The sequence below is a fragment of the Streptomyces sp. NPDC012466 genome (genome assembly GCF_042955215.1).
Classification (GTDB): domain Bacteria; phylum Actinomycetota; class Actinomycetes; order Streptomycetales; family Streptomycetaceae; genus Streptomyces.
Window position 1 is genome coordinate 230026 of sequence record NZ_JBIBEQ010000009.1, and the last position, 18149, is coordinate 248174.

Here is an 18149-nt window from a genome sequence, read left to right on the forward strand (position 1 = left end):
TTGAGGGTCTCGGAATACGGGCGGCCGACGGCGCGCCGACCGCCCGTTCCGGTTCTTACGCCGACCGGTCCAGAGCGCGCAGCGACCGGTCCGTGATGGAACGGGCACCGCGGCCGATCGCGATCGTGCCGGACTGGACGAGCTCCTTGATGCCGTACGGCTCCAGCATCTTGAGCATCGCGGTCAGCTTCTCGCCGGATCCGGTGGCCTCGATGGTGACGGCCTCCGGGGAGACGTCGACGGTCTTGGCGCGGAACAGCTGGACGATCTCGACGATCTGCGAGCGCGTCTCGTTGTCGGCGCGCACCTTCACCAGGACGAGTTCGCGCTGCACCGCCTGCGACGGCTCCAGCTCGACGATCTTCAGCACGTTGACGAGCTTGTTGAGCTGCTTGGTGACCTGCTCCAGCGGCAGGTCCTCCACGCCGACGACGATGGTGATGCGGGAGATGTCGGGGTGCTCGGTGACACCGACCGCGAGCGAGTCGATGTTGAAGCCGCGGCGGGAGAACAGGGCGGCGATCCGGGCGAGGATGCCGGGGGTGTTCTCCACCAGGACGGAGAGCGTGTGCTTGGACATGATCTGCTTCCTTTACGGCTCTCAGTCGTCTTCGTTGTCGCCGAAGTCGGGGCGGACGTCCCGGGCGGCCATGATCTCGTCGTTGGAGGTGCCGGCGGCGACCATCGGCCAGACCATCGCGTCCTCGTGGACGATGAAGTCGACCACGACCGGGCGGTCGTTGATCGAGTTCGCCTCTTCGATGACCTTGTCGAGGTCGTCCGGGGACTCGCAGCGGATCGCGTAGCAGCCCAGGGCCTCCGACAGCTTCACGAAGTCGGGGACGCGGGTGCCGCGGGCCTCGGGGTTGACGTCGTCCGGGCCGGAGTGCAGCACGGTGTTGGAGTACCGCTGGTTGTAGAAGAGGGTCTGCCACTGGCGGACCATCCCGAGGGCACCGTTGTTGATGACGGCGACCTTGATCGGGATGTTGTTCAGGGCGCAGGTGGCGAGCTCCTGGTTGGTCATCTGGAAGCAGCCGTCGCCGTCGATCGCCCAGACCGACTTGTCCGGCGCGCCGGCCTTGGCGCCCATGGCGGCCGGGACGGCGTAGCCCATCGTTCCGGCGCCGCCGGAGTTCAGCCAGGTGCCCGGCTTGTCGTACTCGATGTAGTGCGCGGCCCACATCTGGTGCTGACCGACGCCCGCCGTGAAGATCGTGCCCTCGGGGGCGAGCTGTCCGATGCGCTCGATGACCTGCTGCGGGGAGAGCGAGCCGTCGTCGGGCTGGTCGTAGCCGAGCGGGTAGGTGTCGCGCCAGCGGCTCAGGTCCTTCCACCAGGCGCTGTAGTCGCCCCGGTGGCCCTCGCTGTGCTCCTTCTGCACCGCCTGGACCAGGTCGGCGATGACCTCGCGGGCGTCACCGACGATCGGCACGTCGGCGGCGCGGTTCTTGCCGATCTCGGCCGGGTCGATGTCCGCGTGGACGATCTTGGCGTGCGGGGCGAAGCTGTCCAGCTTGCCGGTGACGCGGTCGTCGAAGCGGGCGCCGAGGGCGACGATCAGGTCGGCCTTCTGCAGAGCGGTGACGGCGGCCACCGAGCCGTGCATGCCGGGCATGCCCAGGTGGAGCGGGTGGTTGTCCGGGAACGAGCCGAGCGCCATCAGGGTGGTGGTGACGGGCGCGCCGGTGAGCTCGGCGAGGACCTTCAGCTCGGCGGTGGCCTTGGCCTTGAGCACGCCACCGCCGACGTACAGCACCGGCCGCTTGGCCTGGGTGATCAGCTTGGCGGCCTCGCGGATCTGCTTGGCGTGCGGCTTGGTCACCGGGCGGTAGCCGGGCAGGTCCATGACCGGCGGCCAGGAGAAGGTCGTCTTCGCCTGGAGGGCGTCCTTGGCGATGTCGACCAGGACCGGGCCGGGACGGCCGGTGGAGGCGATGTGGAAGGCCTGGGCGATGACCCGCGGGATGTCGTCGGCCTTGGTGACGAGGAAGTTGTGCTTGGTGATCGGCATGGTGATGCCGACGATGTCCGCCTCCTGGAAGGCGTCCGTGCCGATCGCCTTGGAGGCCACCTGTCCGGTGATCGCGACCATCGGCACCGAGTCCATGTGCGCGTCGGCGATCGGCGTGACCAGGTTGGTCGCGCCGGGGCCCGAGGTCGCCATGCAGACGCCGACCTTGCCGGTGGCCAGCGCGTACCCCTCGGCCGCGTGACCGGCGCCCTGCTCGTGGCGCACCAGGATGTGACGCACGCGGGTGGAGTCCATCAGCGGGTCGTACGCCGGAAGGATGCAACCACCGGGAATGCCGAATACCGTGTCGGCGCCGACCTCCTCGAGAGAGCGGATGAGGGACTGCGCGCCCGTCACCTGCTCGGGGGCGGAGTGTCCTCCGGATCGGGGCCGGGGCTGCGGGTGGTGGGCCCCGGTGGCCTGCTCGGTCATCGGCATTCTCTTCTCAGATGCTGAGGGTTTTTGCGAGGTTTCGACGGTCTTCGGCTGTCGCACGAAAGGTGCCTGTGCAACAAAAAACCCCTCGTGCCATGAGGCAAGCGAGGGGAGCGCGCCGGGTGGGGTCGCTGAGCGGTCGAGGCTCAGCGTCAGCCGACGCGCTTTCCAAGTACGAGAATTCGGGTGCGCATGGCACTGACCCTCCCCCCGGCACGCACTCACTGTCAAGTGGGTGGGACGGGAGTCTCATTATGTGAACGGAGGGCCGTGCCGCCTCCGATGACGGCGGACACGCCCGAGCTGTACAGCCGCGGAGTGCCCCCCGCGAACGCCGGTTCGGCCGGCCCGTTCGGCACCGGATAGTGGCCGCCGGCGAGTGCCCGGCGCAGCCGGTACTCGTCGAGCGGCCCGGAGAACGCCATGCCCTGCCCGTGCGTACAGCCCATCGCGCGCAGGGCGATGACCTGCTCGGGCAGATCCACCCCTTCGGCCATGGACTTCAGCCCGAGATCGCCGGCGATGCGCAGCAGCCCGCTGGTGATCTTGTACAGCCGCGCGGACTCGACGACGCCCTCGACCAGGCCTCGGTCGAGCTTCAGGACGTCGACGGGGAGCCGCCTGAGGGCCGTGATCGCCGCGTAGCCGCTGCCGAACCCGTCGAGCGCGATCCGTACGCCGACCCGCCGCAGGGCGCTCAGGCGCCGCTCCAGCTCGTCCAGCGGGACCCTGGGGTCGGCGTCCGACAACTCGATGATCAGCGACCCGGGCGGCAGCCCGTGCCGCGTGAGCAGCGCCTCGATCGAACCCAGCGGCATCGACCGGTCCAGCAGCCGGCGGGCACTCATCCGGACCACGACCGGCACGGACAGCCCGGTCGCGTGCCGCTCGGCGGCCTGCTCGACGGCCTCCTCGATCATCCAGCGGCCCAGCTCGGCGGTCTTCTCGCTGTCCTCGGCCACCCGCAGGAACTCCGCGGGGGTGAAGAGCACCCCTTGCGAGGAGCGCCAGCGCGCCTGCGCGGACACCGACGTGATCCGGCCGTCCTCCAGGGACACCACCGGCTGGTGCAGCAGGGCGAACTCCCCGTCGTGCAGCGCGGCCCGCAGGCGGGTGGCCAGCTCGGCCTTGCGGACGACGTCCTGCTGCATCTGCGGCTTGTACAGCTCGACGCGGCCCTTGCCGCCGGCCTTGGCGCGGTACATGGCCAGGTCGGCGTTGCGCAGCAGTTCGCCCGCGCCGAGGCCGGCGTCCGCGAAGGCCACGCCGATGGAGGCGTTGACCCGGACATCGTTGCCGCCGATGAGGTAGGGCTGGGACAGCGTCGTCCTGAGGCGGTCGGCGAGCTCCAGGATGTGCCGTTCCCGGGCGGCGCGGTCGCGGGTGTTGTCCCCGGCGATCAGGGCCGCGAACTCGTCTCCGCCGAGCCGGGAGGCGGTGTCGCCGTGCCGGACGGATTCCTGGAGTCTGCGGGCTGCCTGGACGAGCAGTTCGTCCCCGGCCTGGTGCCCGATCGAATCGTTGACGGCCTTGAAGCCGTCGAGGTCGATGAAGAGCACGGCCGTGTTCCGCAGGGCCACGCCCCGGTCGGAGGCGCGGCGGCCCGAGAGGGCGTGCTGGACGCGCTTGGTGAACAGGGCGCGGTTGGGCAGGTCCGTGAGGGGGTCGTGTTCGGCGTTGTGCTGCAACTGGGCCTGGAGCCGCACCCTTTCGGTCACGTCCCGGCTGTTGAAGATGAGGCCGCCGTGATGGCGGTTGACGGTCGACTCGACGTTCAGCCAGCCTCCGTCGCCCGAGCGGAAGCGGCACTCGATGCGGGTGGTGGGTTCCTCGACGGGATGGGCGGCGAGGAACCTGCGCACCTCGTGCACGACGCAGCCCAGGTCCTCGGGGTGGATCAGGTTGGCCAGTTCCGTACCCACCAGCTCCTCCGCCGAGCGGCCGTACACCCCTGCGGCGGCCGGGGAGACGTACCTGAGGACGCCGCTGGGGGCGGCGATCATGATGACGTCGCTGGAGCCCTGCACCAGGGAGCGGAAGTGGTTCTCCTTCTGCGCCAGTTCCTGGGTGAGGGTGATGTTGTCGAGCAGCATGATGCCCTGACGCACGACGAGCGCGAGCACGACGGTGCCCCCGGTCAGCAGGACCACGCGGTCGACGCTGCGGCCGTTGAGGACGTTGTAGAGGATGCCCAGGGTGCACACGGCGGCCGCGAGATACGGCGTGAGGGCGGCGAGGGAGCCGGCGATGGGCCGGGCGGCCGGGTACCGGCTGTGCTCGGCGCCGGGCAGCGGCGCCTGGTGGTGGGGCCCGCTGCGCTGCCCGGGAAGGTGCTCGTGCACCACGCGGGTGTGCCCCGTGCCGTGCCGGTCCGGGCCGTGCCGGTCGGCGTCCCGGGACCCGGCCCACGGGGCGTACGCCAGGAGCAGCGAGCCCGCGAACCAGCCCGCGTCGAGCAGCTGGCCGGAGCGGTAGTCGTGGTGCATGAGCGGCGAGGTGAACAGGGCGTCGCACATCACGGTGAGCGCGAGGGCGCCGATGGCGGTGTTGACCGCGGAGCGGTTCACCGCGGACCGCCTGAAGTGCAGGGCGAGCACCATGCTGACCAGCGCGATGTCGAGCAGCGGATACGCCAGCGACAGCGCGATGTGCGCCACGCCGGGGCCCTCCGACTTCGCGGCCTGGGCGAGGGCGAGGCTCCACGCCAGGGTGAGCAGCGAGCCGCCGATCAGCCAGGCGTCCAGCCCGAGGCAGACCCAGCCGGCCTTGGTCACCGGCCGCTTGGCGAGCACGAGCAGCCCGACGATGGCGGGCGGCGCGAAGCAGAGGAAGAACAGGTCGGCGTAGCTGGGGCTGGGCACGGGCAGCCCCAGGACCACCTCGTACCACCCCCAGACCAGGTTGCCCAGGGCGGCCATCGTCGAGGACAGACTGAACAGCAGCCATGCGGGCCGGAAGCGGGTGCCGCGGCTGCGTGCGTAGAGGAAGCACGAGACGGCGGCGGTGGCGGCTGCGGCGCTCAGCCCGAAGTCGCCCATGAACAGGGCCACTTCGTACGAACCCCAGCCGAGCGCCGCACCGAGGACGTATCCCGCGCAGACCAGGGCGAGGACGAGCTGGAGGGCCGGACCCGGCCGGCGGCCGGAGACCGGCATGCGAGGCGGCAGCGCGCCCGGTGACGAAGGCTGTGCCCGCAGCGCTCCGTCCAGCGTGGAGGTGGGGGGCGCGCTCACCGGGTCCTCCCGGTCCGCGTCACTCCCGGGTCCCGGTGAACCGGCTGGTCGTGCCTTCTGCGGCTGCCGGGCCTGCGGGGGCGATGGCTCTGTTCGGTGGGGTGTCCGCCGCGGCGTTCGCTGTGGTGGGTGTGGTGGGTGTGGTGGTCGCCGTGACCGGCGTGGTGACCGCGTCCGCCGGCGGTCGTCCGCCAGGGTCGCCGCCGGCCGCCCCGCCCCGTCGGATCGCTCGTCCAAAGGCCGTGCATCGCCTGTCGCCCCCCTCACAGTCTGAAGTGTCCGTCCCCGGCGCCGAACGATCCCCGGCGCAGCCCCTGTCGGGACGATACACCAGTGTCGTCACTCAGGGACATAGGTTCTCTACGCTCCGTGACGATCAACAGATATATGAGTACCCACCGCACCCGGAGGATTGCGGACGGTACTCGAAGGTCTCTCAGTCGGTTGATGCACCCGTCGTGAGAATCACGTTGCGGAGCGGCTCCCGGTTCACATAACGGCGCAACTGGTCCACCAGGAGCCGCTTGGCGCGCGGAAGGAACGCGGAGGTGGGTCCGCCGACATGAGGGCTGATGAGTACCCCCGGCGCACGCCACAAGGGGTGTTCGCGCGCCAGCGGCTCCGGATCGGTGACGTCGAGGGCGGCGGTGATGCGGCCGCTCTCCAGCTCGGCGAGCAGGGCCTTGGTGTCGACGACGGGGCCGCGGGCGACGTTGACGAGGAGCGCGCCGTCCTTCATCCGGGACAGGAAGTCGGCTCCGGCCAGGCCACGGGTGGATTCGGTGAGCGGGGTGGACAGGATGACGACGTCCGCCTCCGGCAGCAGGGCGGGGAGCTCGGTGAGCGGATGCACCGGCCCGCGCGCCGTGGTGCGCTCGGAGCGCGCGACGCGCGCCACCCGCGCCACCTCGAACGGAACGAGCCGGTCCTCGATGGCCTCGCCGATCGAGCCGTATCCCACGATGAGGACGTTCTTGTCGGCGAGCGCGGGCCGGAAACCGCCGAGCCACTCCCCCCGGTCCTGTGCGCGGACGAAGTCGGGGATCCCGCGCAGCGAGGCGAGGATCAGCGCGAGGGTGAGCTCGCCGGTGCTGGCCTCGTGCACCCCCCGCGCGTTGCACAGCCGCACGCCCGCGGGCAGGTGCCCGAGTCCGGGCTCCACGTGGTCGATGCCCGCGGAGAGGGTCTGCACGACCTGCACGTTGCTCATCCGCCCCAGGGGACGCACACAGAGCGGACTGGGCTTCATGTAGGGGACGACGTAGAAGGCGCAGTCGGCCGGGTCCGCGGGGAAGTCCTCGGCGCCGTTCCAGAACCGGTAGTCCAGGCCCGCGGGGAGTCCCTCGATCTCGTCCGGCGGGATGGGCAGCCACACGTCAGCAGTCATGCTCTGGAGGCTATGTCAGGAGCGTGCGACGGCAGAGGTTAGGTTGGGGTGGCTCGAACAGGGAGGGTCACGACCAGGTGGAGCGCAGGACGATCGGCGCGGCGGCGCTCGCGGTGGGGGCCGTCGGACTCGGATGCATGCCGATGAGCTGGGCCTACAGCGCGTCGCGGCGGCGCGGCGACGAGTCGCTCAGGGCGGTGCACCGGGCGCTCGACCTGGGCGCGTCCCTGCTGGACACGGCCGACATGTACGGCCCCTTCACCAACGAGCTGCTGGTGGGGCGCGCGTTGAAGGAGCGGCGGTCCGACGCGTTCGTGTCGACGAAGGTCGGGCTGCTCGTGGGCGACCAGCACATCGTCGCCAACGGCCGCCCCGGGTATGTGAAGCGGGCCTGCGACGCGTCGCTGCGGCGGCTCCAGACGGACGTCATAGACCTCTACCAGTTGCACCGGGCCGACCCCGAGGTGCCGGTCGAGGAGACCTGGGGCGCGATGGCGGAGCTCGTGCAGGCCGGAAAGGTACGGGCGTTGGGCCTGTGCGCGGTGGGCGCGCGGGCCGGCCGCCGTCCCGGGGCCCGGCTGCACGACGGGACGATCCGGCAGCTGGAGCGGGTGCAACAGGTCTTCCCGGTGAGCGCGGTGGAGGCGGAGCTGTCGGTGTGGTCGCCGGAGGCGCTGGAGACCCTGCTGCCGTGGTGCCAGACGCGGGGCGTCGGTTTCCTCGCCGCGATGCCCCTGGGCAACGGCTTCCTGACCGGCAGGCTGCGGCCCGGCGCGGGCTTCGAGGCGGACGACCTGCGCGCCCGGCACCCCCGCTTCACCGCCGAGATGATGGCCGCGAACCAGCCGTTCGTCGCGAGCCTGCGCCGCGTGGCCCGCCGGCACGGCGCTGACGTCACGCCCGCCCAGGTGGCCCTCGCGTGGGTGCTGGCCCAGGGCCCGCACGTGGTCCCCGTCCCGGGCACCAAGCAGGAGCGCTGGGTCACGGAGAACACGGGCGCGACGGCACTGCGCCTGACCCTCGACGATCTCGAGGAGATAGCCCGGCTGCCCCCGGCCCAGGGGTCGTGGGACTGAGCCGGTCCCGCCGGGTGCGTTTCGGGCAAACCCCGCGTTCCCGGTTCGGCCTTGCGCGATCGGGAACCTCAGAGCCGCGAGCGGTGTATGACAGGGAGAGGACCTGCCCCGTCGAAGGGACCATGATCGTGCATCGTCGAGCCGTCCCGGCCGTGCTGGCCGCCGCCGCGCTCCTGCTGACGGCCGGTTGCTCCGACGACGGCGGAGGGCCGTCCGGTGCCGACGACAGCTCCTCCCCCGTCCGTACGGCGCCGGGGTCGTCCGCACCGCCGGGGCAGCCCGCCGAGGAGACGCCTCCCGCCAAGGGTTCGGTGAAGGTGGTGCGCACCGTCGCCGAGGGCCTGAAGTCCCCCTGGGGGCTCGCTCCGCTGCCGGGCGGCGGGCTGCTCGTCGCCTCCCGGGACGACGGGACGATCCTCCGGGTCGACGAGAAGACCGGCAGGAAGACCGAAGTGGGCGAGGTGCCGGGGGTCTCGGCGGCCGGCGAGGGCGGTCTCCTCGGCCTCGCCCTGTCCCCCGACTACGCCTCGGACCACATGGTCTACGCCTACTTCACCTCGGCCTCCGACAACCGCGTCGTCCGCATGATCCACGACGAGCGGAAGCCCGCCGGTGAGCAGCTCGGTGCGCCCGACACGATCTTCAAGGCCATCCCCAAGGGCTTCATCCACAACGGCGGCCGCATCGCGTTCGGCCCGGACAAGATGCTGTACGTGGGCACGGGTGAGAGCGGTGAGACCGGCCTGTCCCAGGACAAGGACTCCGTGGGCGGCAAGATCCTGCGCCTGACCCCGGAGGGCGAACCGGCGCCGGGCAACCCGTTCCCGGACTCGCCGGTGTACTCGTACGGGCACCGCAATGTGCAGGGCCTCGCCTGGGACGGCAGGCAGCGGCTGTTCGCCGCGGAGTTCGGGCAGGACACCTGGGACGAGCTCAACGCGATCAAGCCGGGGGACAACTACGGCTGGCCGGAGGCCGAGGGCCGGTCCGGCGACAAGCGGTTCCACAACCCGGTCGACCAGTGGAGCACGGCTGAGGCCTCCCCCAGCGGCATCGCCTACGCCGAGGGGTCGATCTGGATGGCGGGGCTGCGCGGCAAGCGGCTGTGGCGCATCCCGCTGAACGGCACCGAGGCCTCGGCCGAGCCGCAGGCCTTCCTGGAGGGCGAGTACGGCCGGCTGCGCACGGTGGTGCCGGCGGGCGGCGACCGGCTGTGGCTGGTGACCAGCAACACGGACGGCCGGGGCAACCCGAAGGACGGGGACGACCGGATCCTCGAAGTGAAGGTGGGCTAGGCCCCTAGTCCACCGGGTTCTCCGGTTCCTCCTCGGGCGGGCGTACGACGACCTTCCCGGACGCGAGATCTATCGGCCCGCGTCCGGGATCACCGTCCCCGACGTCCTCGCGGGTCAGTTCCAGGCGGTTCTGCTCGTCGCGGGTGTGCTTGCGCCCGGGTGAGAACAGTTCCTCGAACACGTTGAACAACGGAGCCTCCCAGGGCCGCGGGGCCCGCGGCATCCGCGACGCCCCTTACAGCGTATGCCTCAGCCCGCCGGACCGGGCATGAGCATTTCGGCCGGGAACAGCCCCAGCCGGTGGGCCACCGCCGCGGCCTCGCCCCGCCCGGAGACGCCGAGCTTGCCGAGGATGTTGGAGACGTGCACGCTCGCGGTCTTCGGCGAGATGAACAGCTCCTGCGCTATCCGGCGGTTGGTGTGACCGGCGGCGACCAGGCGCAGTACGTCCCGTTCCCGGCTGGTGAGGCCGAGGGCCTCGACGGGGTCGGCCGCCGCGGGGCCCGGTTCCCCGGCACGCGTGAGCGGGAGGCGGGCGCGCCGGCCGAGCGCACGGGCGGCGTCGGCGAGCGGCCGGGCACCGAGGTGTCCGGCGACGGTGTGGGTGAGGCGGAGCAGTTCCGTGGCGCGGTCACGCTCGTCCTCGCCGCCGACCGCCAGCAGGGACTCGGCCAGGCGGTACCGGACGCGGGCGAGGTCGTAGGGCCGGTCAAGGGGTTCGAAGGCGGTGACCACCTCGGACCATGCGTCGGGGTCGCTCCGGCCCTCGGCGCGGTGGAGTTCGGCGCGGACCCACTGCTCGTGGGCGAGCCAGACGGGGGCGTGGGTGGTGAGGCGCTTGGCGGCCCCGAGGATGCCGTCCAGGACGTCCTCGCGGCCCTCGCGGGCGGCCGGCAGTGCCCGGGAGTCGGCCTCGGCCGTGGCCGCTTCGAGCAGCAGGGGCCAGGCGTAGCGCTGGGTGCCGAGCGGGAAGCCCGCTTCCAGGGCGCGGCCCAGTTCGGCGCGGGCGTCGGCCAGGCGTCCCTCGGCGGCGGCGAGCGCGATGGTGAGCCAGGAGATCGGCAGGTCGTGCTGCGGCATGGGGTCGTGCGGGCCGTAGGCGGCGCGGCCCTGGGCGAGATGGCGGGCCGCCTCGGGCACCTGCCCGCGCGCGAGCGCCAGGAAGGCCAGGCAGTTGGCGCCGGACCCGTGCGGGCCGGCCGTCTGGCCGCGTCGCTGGGCGTTGCCGGCGGCTTCGGCGGCCTCGTCCCAGCGGCCGAGGGAGACGAGCGACTCGGCGAGGTTGCTCCAGATCCAGGCCTCGGCGTCCCGCAGGCCCATCGTCCCCGTGAGCCGCAGGCCCTCGCGCAGGATGCCGACGGCCTCCTCGGAGCGGCCGACGCCTTCGAGGACGGAGGGCAGGTTCACATGGCTGCGGCCCACGATCGCCGCGAGGCCCCGGGCGACCACCTCGTCCCTGACGTCGTACATGTGGCCGAGCCCGGTGTCGGTCTGCCCGGCGTCGACCATCAGTCCGCCGAGGGTGAGCCGGGCATTGGACTCGATGTCGTCGGCGCCGACCATGCGCGCGTACTCGACGGCACGCTCGGCGGCCGTCAGGGCGTCCGGGCCCGGTTCGTGGAGCATCGACCAGTGGGCGGCCGTGGCCAGTACCTCGGCGTGCACCTCGGACGGCGGCAGGCCGCGGACCAGTTCCTGTGCGGTGGCGATCTCCTTCCAGCCGTCGCCCCTGGCCAGCCCCTGCACCAGCCGGGAGCGCTGGATCCAGAACCAGGCGGCACGGTGGGGGTCCCCCCTGCTCTCCTCGTCCAGCAGGCGCAGCGCCCGCTTGGTGATCTTCAGGGCGCGTTCGCGTTCCCCGCAGAGCCGTCCGGCGACGGCCGCCTCGGCCAGCAGGTCCAGGTAGCGCAGGGCGGTGGTGGCCGGGTCGCATCCGCAGGGAGGGTAGACCTCGGCGTAGTCGACGGGGCGCAGGGTGCGGCGTACGGCGTCGGGGGCGCTGTCCCACAGTTCCATGGCCCGTTCCAGCAGCCGGAGTTGCTCGGCGTAGGCGTGCCGGCGGCGGGCCGAGACGGAGGCTTCGAGGACGGCGGGCAGGGCCTTGGCGGCGTTGTGGGCGTGGTACCAGTAGCTGGCCAGGCGGGTGGTCCACTGGTCGGCGGGGACGAGGGCGGGGTCGCTCTCCAGGGCTTCGGCGTAGCGGCGGTTGAGGCGGGAGCGTTCGCCGGGGAGCAGGTCGTCGCTGACGGCCTCGCGGACCAGGGAGTGCCGGAAGCGGTAGCCGTCGCCGCCGGGCGCGGGGGCGAGGATGCCGGCGTTCACGGCGGCCCGCAACGCCTCGATGAGGTCGTCCTCGGTGAACCGGGCGACGGCGGCCAGCAGCCGGTACTCGACGGTGGAGCCGCCCTCGGCGACGATCCGGGCGACCTGCTGGGCGGGCTCCGGCATCCTTTCGACGCGGACGAGCAGCAGATCGCGCAGCGAGTCGGTCAGGCCGGTCCGGCAGCCCTCGTGGGCGGCGACGGCGAGTTCCTCGACGAAGAAGGCGTTGCCGTCGGAGCGTTCGAAGATCGCGTCGACTTGGTCCGGCTCGGGATCGTGGGCGAGGATCCCGGCGATCTGGTGGCACACCTCGTCGCGGTTGAAGCGGGCGAGTTCGAGGCGGCGGATCGTGCGGAGCCGGTCCAGTTCGGCGAGCAGGGGCCGGAGCGGATGGCGGCGGTGGATGTCGTCGGAACGATAGGTGGCGAGGACGACGAGACGGCCGGTGCGCAAGGTGCGCAGGAGGTAGGAGAGCAGATGCCGGGTGGAGGCGTCGGCCCAGTGCAGGTCCTCCAGGGCGAGGACGACGGTGTGCTCGGCGGAGACGCGTTCCAGCAGGCGTGCGGTGAGCTCGAAGAGGCGGGCCATGCCGTCCTCGTCGTGCCGCCCGGCCCTCGACTCGCCCAGTTCGGGCAGCAGGCGGGCCAGTTCCTCCTCCTGGCCGGCGGCCGCGGCGGCCAGCTCGCCGGGGAGTTCGCGGCGCAGTGCTCGCAGGGCGGTGGAGAAGGGGGCGAAGGGCAGCCCGTCGGCGCCGATCTCCACGCAGCCGCCGAGCGCGATCACCGCCCCGCGGCGGCGGGCGGCGGCGGCGAACTCCTCGATCAGGCGGGTCTTGCCGACTCCGGCCTCCCCGCCGATGAGCAGCGCCTGGGGCTCGCCCTCGCCGGCGCGGACGAGCGCGTCGTGCAGCGTGCCCAGCTCCTCGACACGGCCGACGAACACGGGGCTGACGGACCTGGTCTCCACGGCCCCGAGCATCGCATGCGGGTCGGACGGCGCGGCACCGGTTTTCCGGTGAACGGCCGGAACGGCGGCCGCCGTTCCGGTGCGAACGACGGCCGCTGCTCCGCGGGCGGCCATGACGGTGGCCGGTCCCGCCCCGGTGTTCACGCCGTCCGGGCGGACCGCAGCCGGCGGAAACGGCGGCTATGGCTCTCGTGCTCGGCGGAGTGTTCCTCCACCGAGTGCCGGGCCGCGCGACGGGCCCGGGTGGCCTCGCGGACCAGGCGTTCGTGGTCGGCACGGCGGATGAGGTCGGCGGTGCGCAGCTGCTGGAGTTCGTACTCGTACATGGTGTGTCCTTGGTGAGAGGGCCGGTCACGGAGGGTTTCTCCGCGATGACCTCACTCTCGTCTCCCAGGTGGGGCGGCCACATCGGGAGAGTTCCGCATCTTCGGCGGTACGAGGGGCCTTAGACACGGCTGAGGGGCCCCAGGGGGTTCCGTAAGGTGCTTACGGAACCCCTGAGACCCCTCAGGACGTGCGGCGGCTCAGCTCGCGGACGGCAGTCCGAGCAGGATGCCGGTGTACTTGAGCACGGCCAGGAACAGGCCGATGACGCCGAGCGCGACTCCGGCCCAGGCGACGGACTTGATCCAGGGGGCCTGGATCCTGCCGGGCGTGCCGAACGCGGGGCGGGCGAGCGTCACGACGCCGACGACCAGCGCGATCAGCGCGAACAGGCCGCCCCACAGGGCGGTGGTCTGCCAGGCGTCGCCGTAGACCGCCTGGATCTGCTGGGCCACGCCCGCGTTCTGCGCGGTCTCCAGCTGACCGATGAGGTTCTGGCGCGCGGAGGCCACGGTGCCGATCCAGCTGCCGGTGAGCGAGACGAGGCCCAGCGCGGCGGAGACCACGGCCGCGGCGCCCTGTCCGACGCCGGAGGGGCCCTCCTCCTTGGTCTGCGCGTCCTCGGCCGCGGCCGGGACCTCGCTCTGGGGCACTTCGTCGGACTCGGTGGTGTCCACCGCCCTCTCGTCGGTCGTGGCCTTGGTGGCCTCGGTCTCGTCCACTGCGTTCGTTGCCATGTCTCGCACCGTAGGGTCGCTGTCTGAGAAGTCTCTTAATGATCGTCGTGAGCGGCACGCGCGCGTGCGGCGCGCCACTCGGGCGCCAGCACCGACCAGACTTCGAGATCGTGCCGTACGCCACCATAGGGGTGTGCCTCGCGCCGCACACCGTCACGGGTCATACCGAGTCGCCGCGCCACGTTCAGGCTCGGCTGGTTGCCGGAGGCGGCGACCCACTCGACGCGGTGGATGCCGCGCTCCTCGACGGCCCAGTCGATGAGGACCCGCATCGCGCGGGTGACCAGGCCCCGGCCCGTTCCGGCGGGCTCCAGCCAGCAGCCGACCTCGCAGTTGCCGGTCGCCGCGTCGAAGTTCAGGAACAGCACCCCGCCCACCAGCGTCCCGTCCAGCCACAGGCCGTGCAAGGAGCCCGTGTCGGCGGCGCGCAGGTCGGCGTACCGCTGGAGCTTCGCCCGCGCCGAGGCCAGGTCCGTCTCGGTGGTCCCGAACGGGATGTACTGCCCGATGAAGTCCCGGCCCCGCTCCAGGTGCGCCAGGAACTCTCCGGCGTGCCAGGGCTCCAGGGGCCTCAGCTCGGCGTCGTCACCCAGGGATATCGCGTACATCCCGCTGCCGCTCCTCCTCCGCCAGGACGTCCGCCACCTCGGCGTCCGTCGCGGCGGCCAGCCTCTCATGGGCGGCACGGCTCTCGGGCGGCTCGATGCTGATGCGCGGCATGCGCTTGTCGAGCCAGCGGGGCAGCCACCAGTTGGCCCCGCCGAGCAGGTGCATCAGGGCGGGGACGAGGAGGGTGCGCAGGACGAAGGCGTCCAGGGCGACGGCGGCGGCCAGGGCGATGCCGAACATGGCGATGACCCGGTCGCCGCTGAGGACGAAGGCGAGGAAGACCGAGATCATGATGACCGCCGCCGAGTTGATCACCCGGCTGGTCTCGGCGAGGCCGACGCGCACGGCCCGCCGGTTGTCGCCGGTCTCCAGCCATTCCTCGTACATCCGGCTGACCAGGAAGACCTGGTAGTCCATGGAGAGGCCGAACAGCACCGACACCATGATCACGGGCAGGAAGGGCTCGATGGGCCCCGCGCTGCCGAGGCCGAGCAGTTCGCTGCCCCAGCCCCACTGGAAGATCGCGACCACCACGCCGAAGGCGGAGGCCACGGCGGCGACGTTCATAGCGGCGGCCTTCAGCGGTATGCCGACGGACCGGAAGGCGAGCAGGAGCAGCAGACAGCCCAGGCCGATGACGACCCCGACGAACACGGGCAGCTTGGAGACGATGACGTCGGCGAAGTCGTCGTAGCCGGCCGTCATGCCGCCCACCTGCACGTCCAGGGAGGTGCCCGCCTCGGCACGCGGCAGCACCTCGCCGCGCAGCCGGTCGACGAGGTCGCTGGTCTGCTGCGACTGCGGGGAGGACTCCGGGACGACGGTGAGGTACGCGGTGTGGCCGCCGGAATCGAAGGTCACCGGGGTCACCGCGGCGACGCCGTCGGTGGCGCGGAGGGTGCCGTCGAGGTTGTCCAGGGCGAGCTTGTCGCCGGCTCCGTCGACCTTCGTGACGAGGGTGAGCGGGCCGTTCACCCCCGGGCCGAAGCCGTCTGCCAGAAGGTCGTAGGCCTGCCGGGTGGTGGCCGTCTTCGGGCCGTTGCCCTGGTCGGAGGTGCCCAGGTGCAGGGAGAAGGTGGGCAGCGCGAGGACGGCCATGACGACCAGGGCGACCGCGCCGAGCACCTTGGGGTGGCGCTCCACGAACGCCGACCAGCGGGCCGCGAAGCCGGTGGGCACCTCGGGTTCCGGCCCGTGCTCCGCGAGACGGCGGCGCTCACGGCGGCTGAGCGCGCGCATGCCGATGAGGGACAGCAGGGCGGGCAGCAGGGTCACGGAGGCGGCGACGGTGAGGACCACGGTGAGGCTGGCCGCGACGGCGACGCCGTTGAGGAAGCTCAGCCGGAGGATCAGCATGCCCAGCAGGGCGATGCAAACGGTGGCACCCGCGAAGACGACGGCCCGTCCCGTGGTCGCGACGGCGTTCGTGGCCGCCTCGGTGACGGACAGCCCGCGTTTCAGCCCGCGCCGGTGTCTGGTGACGATGAACAGCGCGTAGTCGATGCCGACGCCGAGCCCGATCAGCATGCCCAGCATGGGCGCGAAGTCGGCGACGGTCATGGCGTGCCCGAGCAGCACGATCCCGGCGTAGGCGGTGCCGACGCCGACCAGGGCGGTGGCGATGGGCAGCAGGGACGCGGCGAGCGAGCCGAAGGCGAGGAACAGCACCACCGCGGCGACGATCACGCCGACGATCTCGGCGAGGTGCCCGCCGGAGGACTCGGTGAGCGCGACGGCGCTGCCGCCCAGCTCCACCTGGAGCCCGTCGGTCTCGGCGCTCTTCGCGGTGTCGACGACGGCCTGTGCCTCGCCCTTGCCGATGTCCTCGGCCTGGTCGTCGAAGGTGACCGAGGCGTACGCCGTGCGGCCGTCCGCGCTGATGCGGCCCGCGCCCGGCCCGTCGTAGGGGCTGGTGACCGAGGCCACGCCGGGGAGGTTCTCGATCCGGTCCAGGGTGCGGGTCATCGTCTGCCCGACGTCGGCGGCGCGGACGCCGCCGGAGGTGTGCCAGACGACGGTGTCGCTGTCCCCGCCGAGCTGCGGGAAGCCCTCGTGGAGCAGCTCGGCGGCACGGCCCGACTCGGTACCGGGGACCTGGTAGTCGTTCGAGTACGTGGTGCCGGCGACGGCGGCGCCCGCGGCGATCCCTGAGAACGCGAGGAGCCACAGCAGGACGCTGAGCAGACGGCGCTGGACACACCAGCGTGCGAGGGCTGCCACGAAACGTGCTCCCGGAGTTGCCTTGTGTGGATCTTTGACCGGGAACAGTCGTACGTGAACTGAACGGCCAGCAAAGAACGCATGAGCAATGCGCTGCCACTCTGACAAACCCACGAGATCATTTGTCGGTTTCGTGGGCTTATTCACAGCGTCCGGCCTCAGTCGAACTGGTCCCCCAGCGCCATCACCATCACGCCCGCGACCAGCAGCCACAGCGCGCGCCGGGTGCGGCCCCGGGAGCCCAGCACGGCGGCGGCAGCGCATACGGCGGCCCCGCCGGCGTATGCGGCCGGGACGAGCGCCGGTGCGGAGCCGGTCAGGCGGAGCAGCGCCGCGGCGAGACCCGCCAGGGTCAGTGCGGCGCCGGTGGCGGCCGCCGTCCAGCGGGCCCGGCGCGCGTCTTCCATGAGGTCGTCGGCCTCGTCCTGCCCGGCGGCCGTCTCCGAGTCCGCTGTCTCGGGATCGGTGTCGGAATCAGCACGTCCACTCATGGCCGAGACGGTAGCGCGCCGGGTGGGGAAAACCGGGTGCGGGGCCGGTGGGCCGGCTGTTAGCGTCCGCTGGTCCGAGGAATGCCCGCGGCATCCCGCCGCCCGGCCGAAGCAGGTGCATTGTTTGACGGTCCGACCGAGCTCCTACGCATCCCCTTTCTTCCTCAAGGACTCAAGGAGCCCGTCCACCGATGTCGGACATCACTTCCCGGACCTCGAACGACCCCCTCACTGACCGTGTGAGTCACCCCGGCTATCCGCGCAGCAACGGCTACGACGCCCGCTGGACCATCGACAACCAGATGGGCCCGCACGCGCTGTGGCTGCTGGAGTGGCTGGCCCCCGCCCTGGGGCTCGACACCCTGAGCCCCGGATCCCGCGTGCTCGACCTGGGCTGCGGCCGCGCCATGACGTCGGTCTTCCTCGCCAAGGAGTACGACGTCCAGGTCACCGCCGCCGACCTGTGGGTCAAGCCGGACGAGAACGCCGGGCGCATCGCCGAGGCGGGTGTCGCCGACCGCGTCCTGCCCGTGCTCGCCGAGGCGCACGACCTGCCGTTCGGCGAGAGCAGCTTCGACGCGATCGTCTCCATCGACGCGTACCAGTACTTCGGCACCAATGACCTGTACCTGCCCGAGCTGACGCGGCTGCTGAAGCCCGGCGGGCGGATCGGCGTCGTCGTACCGGCGCTGCGCGAGGAGATCGACGGCGTCGAGCCGCCGGAGCACCTCAAGCCGTACTGGGAGCCCGGGTTCTGGTGCTTCCACACCGCCGCGTGGTGGCGGCGCCACTGGACCCGCAGCGGTGCCGTCGAGGTCGAGACGGCCGACTGGCTGGAGGACGGCTGGCGCGACTGGCTGCGCTGGTGCGAGGTCGTGGCCGAGGAGCACACGGACGAGTGGCACGTCCGGATGGCCGGACAGTGTGCCGAGATGCTGCGCCTCGACCGGGGCGAGACGCTGGGCTTCGTCCGGGTCGTGGGACGTCGCCTCTGAGCGCATGACGAGGGGGGATGCGCCGGGTTCGGCGCATCCCCCCTC

Annotated in this window: 14 protein-coding genes; 3 read left to right on the forward strand and 11 right to left on the reverse strand. The window is 71.9% G+C overall.

Going from position 1 to position 18149, the window contains the following annotated elements:
- Nucleotides 1-55: 55 nt before the first annotated feature.
- From ilvN to ACFY9E_RS31035, 4 genes are all read right to left on the reverse strand, one after another.
- Complete coding sequence (ilvN, locus tag ACFY9E_RS31020; RefSeq protein ID WP_003993148.1) at nucleotides 56-580, reverse strand: acetolactate synthase small subunit; 525 nt, start codon at nucleotides 578-580, stop codon at nucleotides 56-58.
- A 21-nt stretch (nucleotides 581-601) separates the two neighbouring features.
- Nucleotides 602-2452, reverse strand: coding sequence for an acetolactate synthase large subunit (locus tag ACFY9E_RS31025; RefSeq protein WP_390989488.1), 1851 nt, complete (start codon nucleotides 2450-2452; stop codon nucleotides 602-604).
- Nucleotides 2453-2676: 224 nt separating this feature from the next.
- Nucleotides 2677-5682, reverse strand: a complete 3006-nt coding sequence (locus ACFY9E_RS31030) for an EAL domain-containing protein (protein ID WP_390989490.1) — start codon at nucleotides 5680-5682, stop codon at nucleotides 2677-2679.
- A gap of 436 nt (nucleotides 5683-6118) precedes the next feature.
- Complete coding sequence (locus ACFY9E_RS31035; protein ID WP_390989492.1) at nucleotides 6119-7069, reverse strand: NAD(P)-dependent oxidoreductase; 951 nt, start codon at nucleotides 7067-7069, stop codon at nucleotides 6119-6121.
- Nucleotides 7070-7146: 77 nt separating this feature from the next.
- Between ACFY9E_RS31035 and ACFY9E_RS31040 the strand changes: the two genes are divergently transcribed.
- Nucleotides 7147-8145 (forward strand): aldo/keto reductase, encoded by a 999-nt coding sequence (locus ACFY9E_RS31040; RefSeq protein ID WP_390989494.1) that lies wholly within the window; start codon nucleotides 7147-7149, stop codon nucleotides 8143-8145.
- A 122-nt stretch (nucleotides 8146-8267) separates the two neighbouring features.
- Nucleotides 8268-9440 (forward strand): PQQ-dependent sugar dehydrogenase, encoded by a 1173-nt coding sequence (locus tag ACFY9E_RS31045; RefSeq protein ID WP_390989496.1) that lies wholly within the window; start codon nucleotides 8268-8270, stop codon nucleotides 9438-9440.
- Between the two features lie 4 nt (nucleotides 9441-9444).
- Here the strand turns inward: ACFY9E_RS31045 and ACFY9E_RS31050 are convergent, their stop codons facing one another.
- The 7 genes from ACFY9E_RS31050 to ACFY9E_RS31080 all read right to left on the reverse strand — a co-directional run bounded on the left by ACFY9E_RS31050 (nucleotide 9445) and on the right by ACFY9E_RS31080 (nucleotide 17109).
- Nucleotides 9445-9630, reverse strand: coding sequence for a DUF6191 domain-containing protein (locus ACFY9E_RS31050; RefSeq protein WP_390989614.1), 186 nt, complete (start codon nucleotides 9628-9630; stop codon nucleotides 9445-9447).
- A 59-nt stretch (nucleotides 9631-9689) separates the two neighbouring features.
- A complete protein-coding gene (locus ACFY9E_RS31055; RefSeq protein WP_390989497.1) occupies nucleotides 9690-12740 on the reverse strand; it encodes an AAA family ATPase in 3051 nt (1016 codons plus the stop codon).
- Between the two features lie 128 nt (nucleotides 12741-12868).
- Nucleotides 12869-13054, reverse strand: a complete 186-nt coding sequence (locus ACFY9E_RS31060; RefSeq protein ID WP_390989499.1) for a hypothetical protein — start codon at nucleotides 13052-13054, stop codon at nucleotides 12869-12871.
- Nucleotides 13055-13252: 198 nt separating this feature from the next.
- On the reverse strand, nucleotides 13253-13789 hold the full coding sequence (locus tag ACFY9E_RS31065) for a hypothetical protein (protein ID WP_390989500.1): 537 nt from the start codon (nucleotides 13787-13789) through the stop codon (nucleotides 13253-13255).
- Nucleotides 13790-13824: 35 nt separating this feature from the next.
- On the reverse strand, nucleotides 13825-14397 hold the full coding sequence (locus ACFY9E_RS31070) for a GNAT family N-acetyltransferase (RefSeq protein ID WP_390989501.1): 573 nt from the start codon (nucleotides 14395-14397) through the stop codon (nucleotides 13825-13827).
- Entirely contained in the window at nucleotides 14375-16618 is a 2244-nt protein-coding gene (locus ACFY9E_RS31075; protein ID WP_390989503.1) for an MMPL family transporter, read from the reverse strand. Before ACFY9E_RS31075 ends, ACFY9E_RS31070 begins: the two co-directional genes overlap by 23 nt.
- A 158-nt stretch (nucleotides 16619-16776) precedes the next feature.
- On the reverse strand, nucleotides 16777-17109 hold the full coding sequence (locus tag ACFY9E_RS31080; RefSeq protein ID WP_390989505.1) for a hypothetical protein: 333 nt from the start codon (nucleotides 17107-17109) through the stop codon (nucleotides 16777-16779).
- 191 nt (nucleotides 17110-17300) lie between these two features.
- Between ACFY9E_RS31080 and ACFY9E_RS31085 the strand changes: the two genes are divergently transcribed.
- Nucleotides 17301-18104, forward strand: coding sequence for a methyltransferase domain-containing protein (locus ACFY9E_RS31085; protein WP_390989507.1), 804 nt, complete (start codon nucleotides 17301-17303; stop codon nucleotides 18102-18104).
- Nucleotides 18105-18149 lie beyond the last annotated feature (45 nt).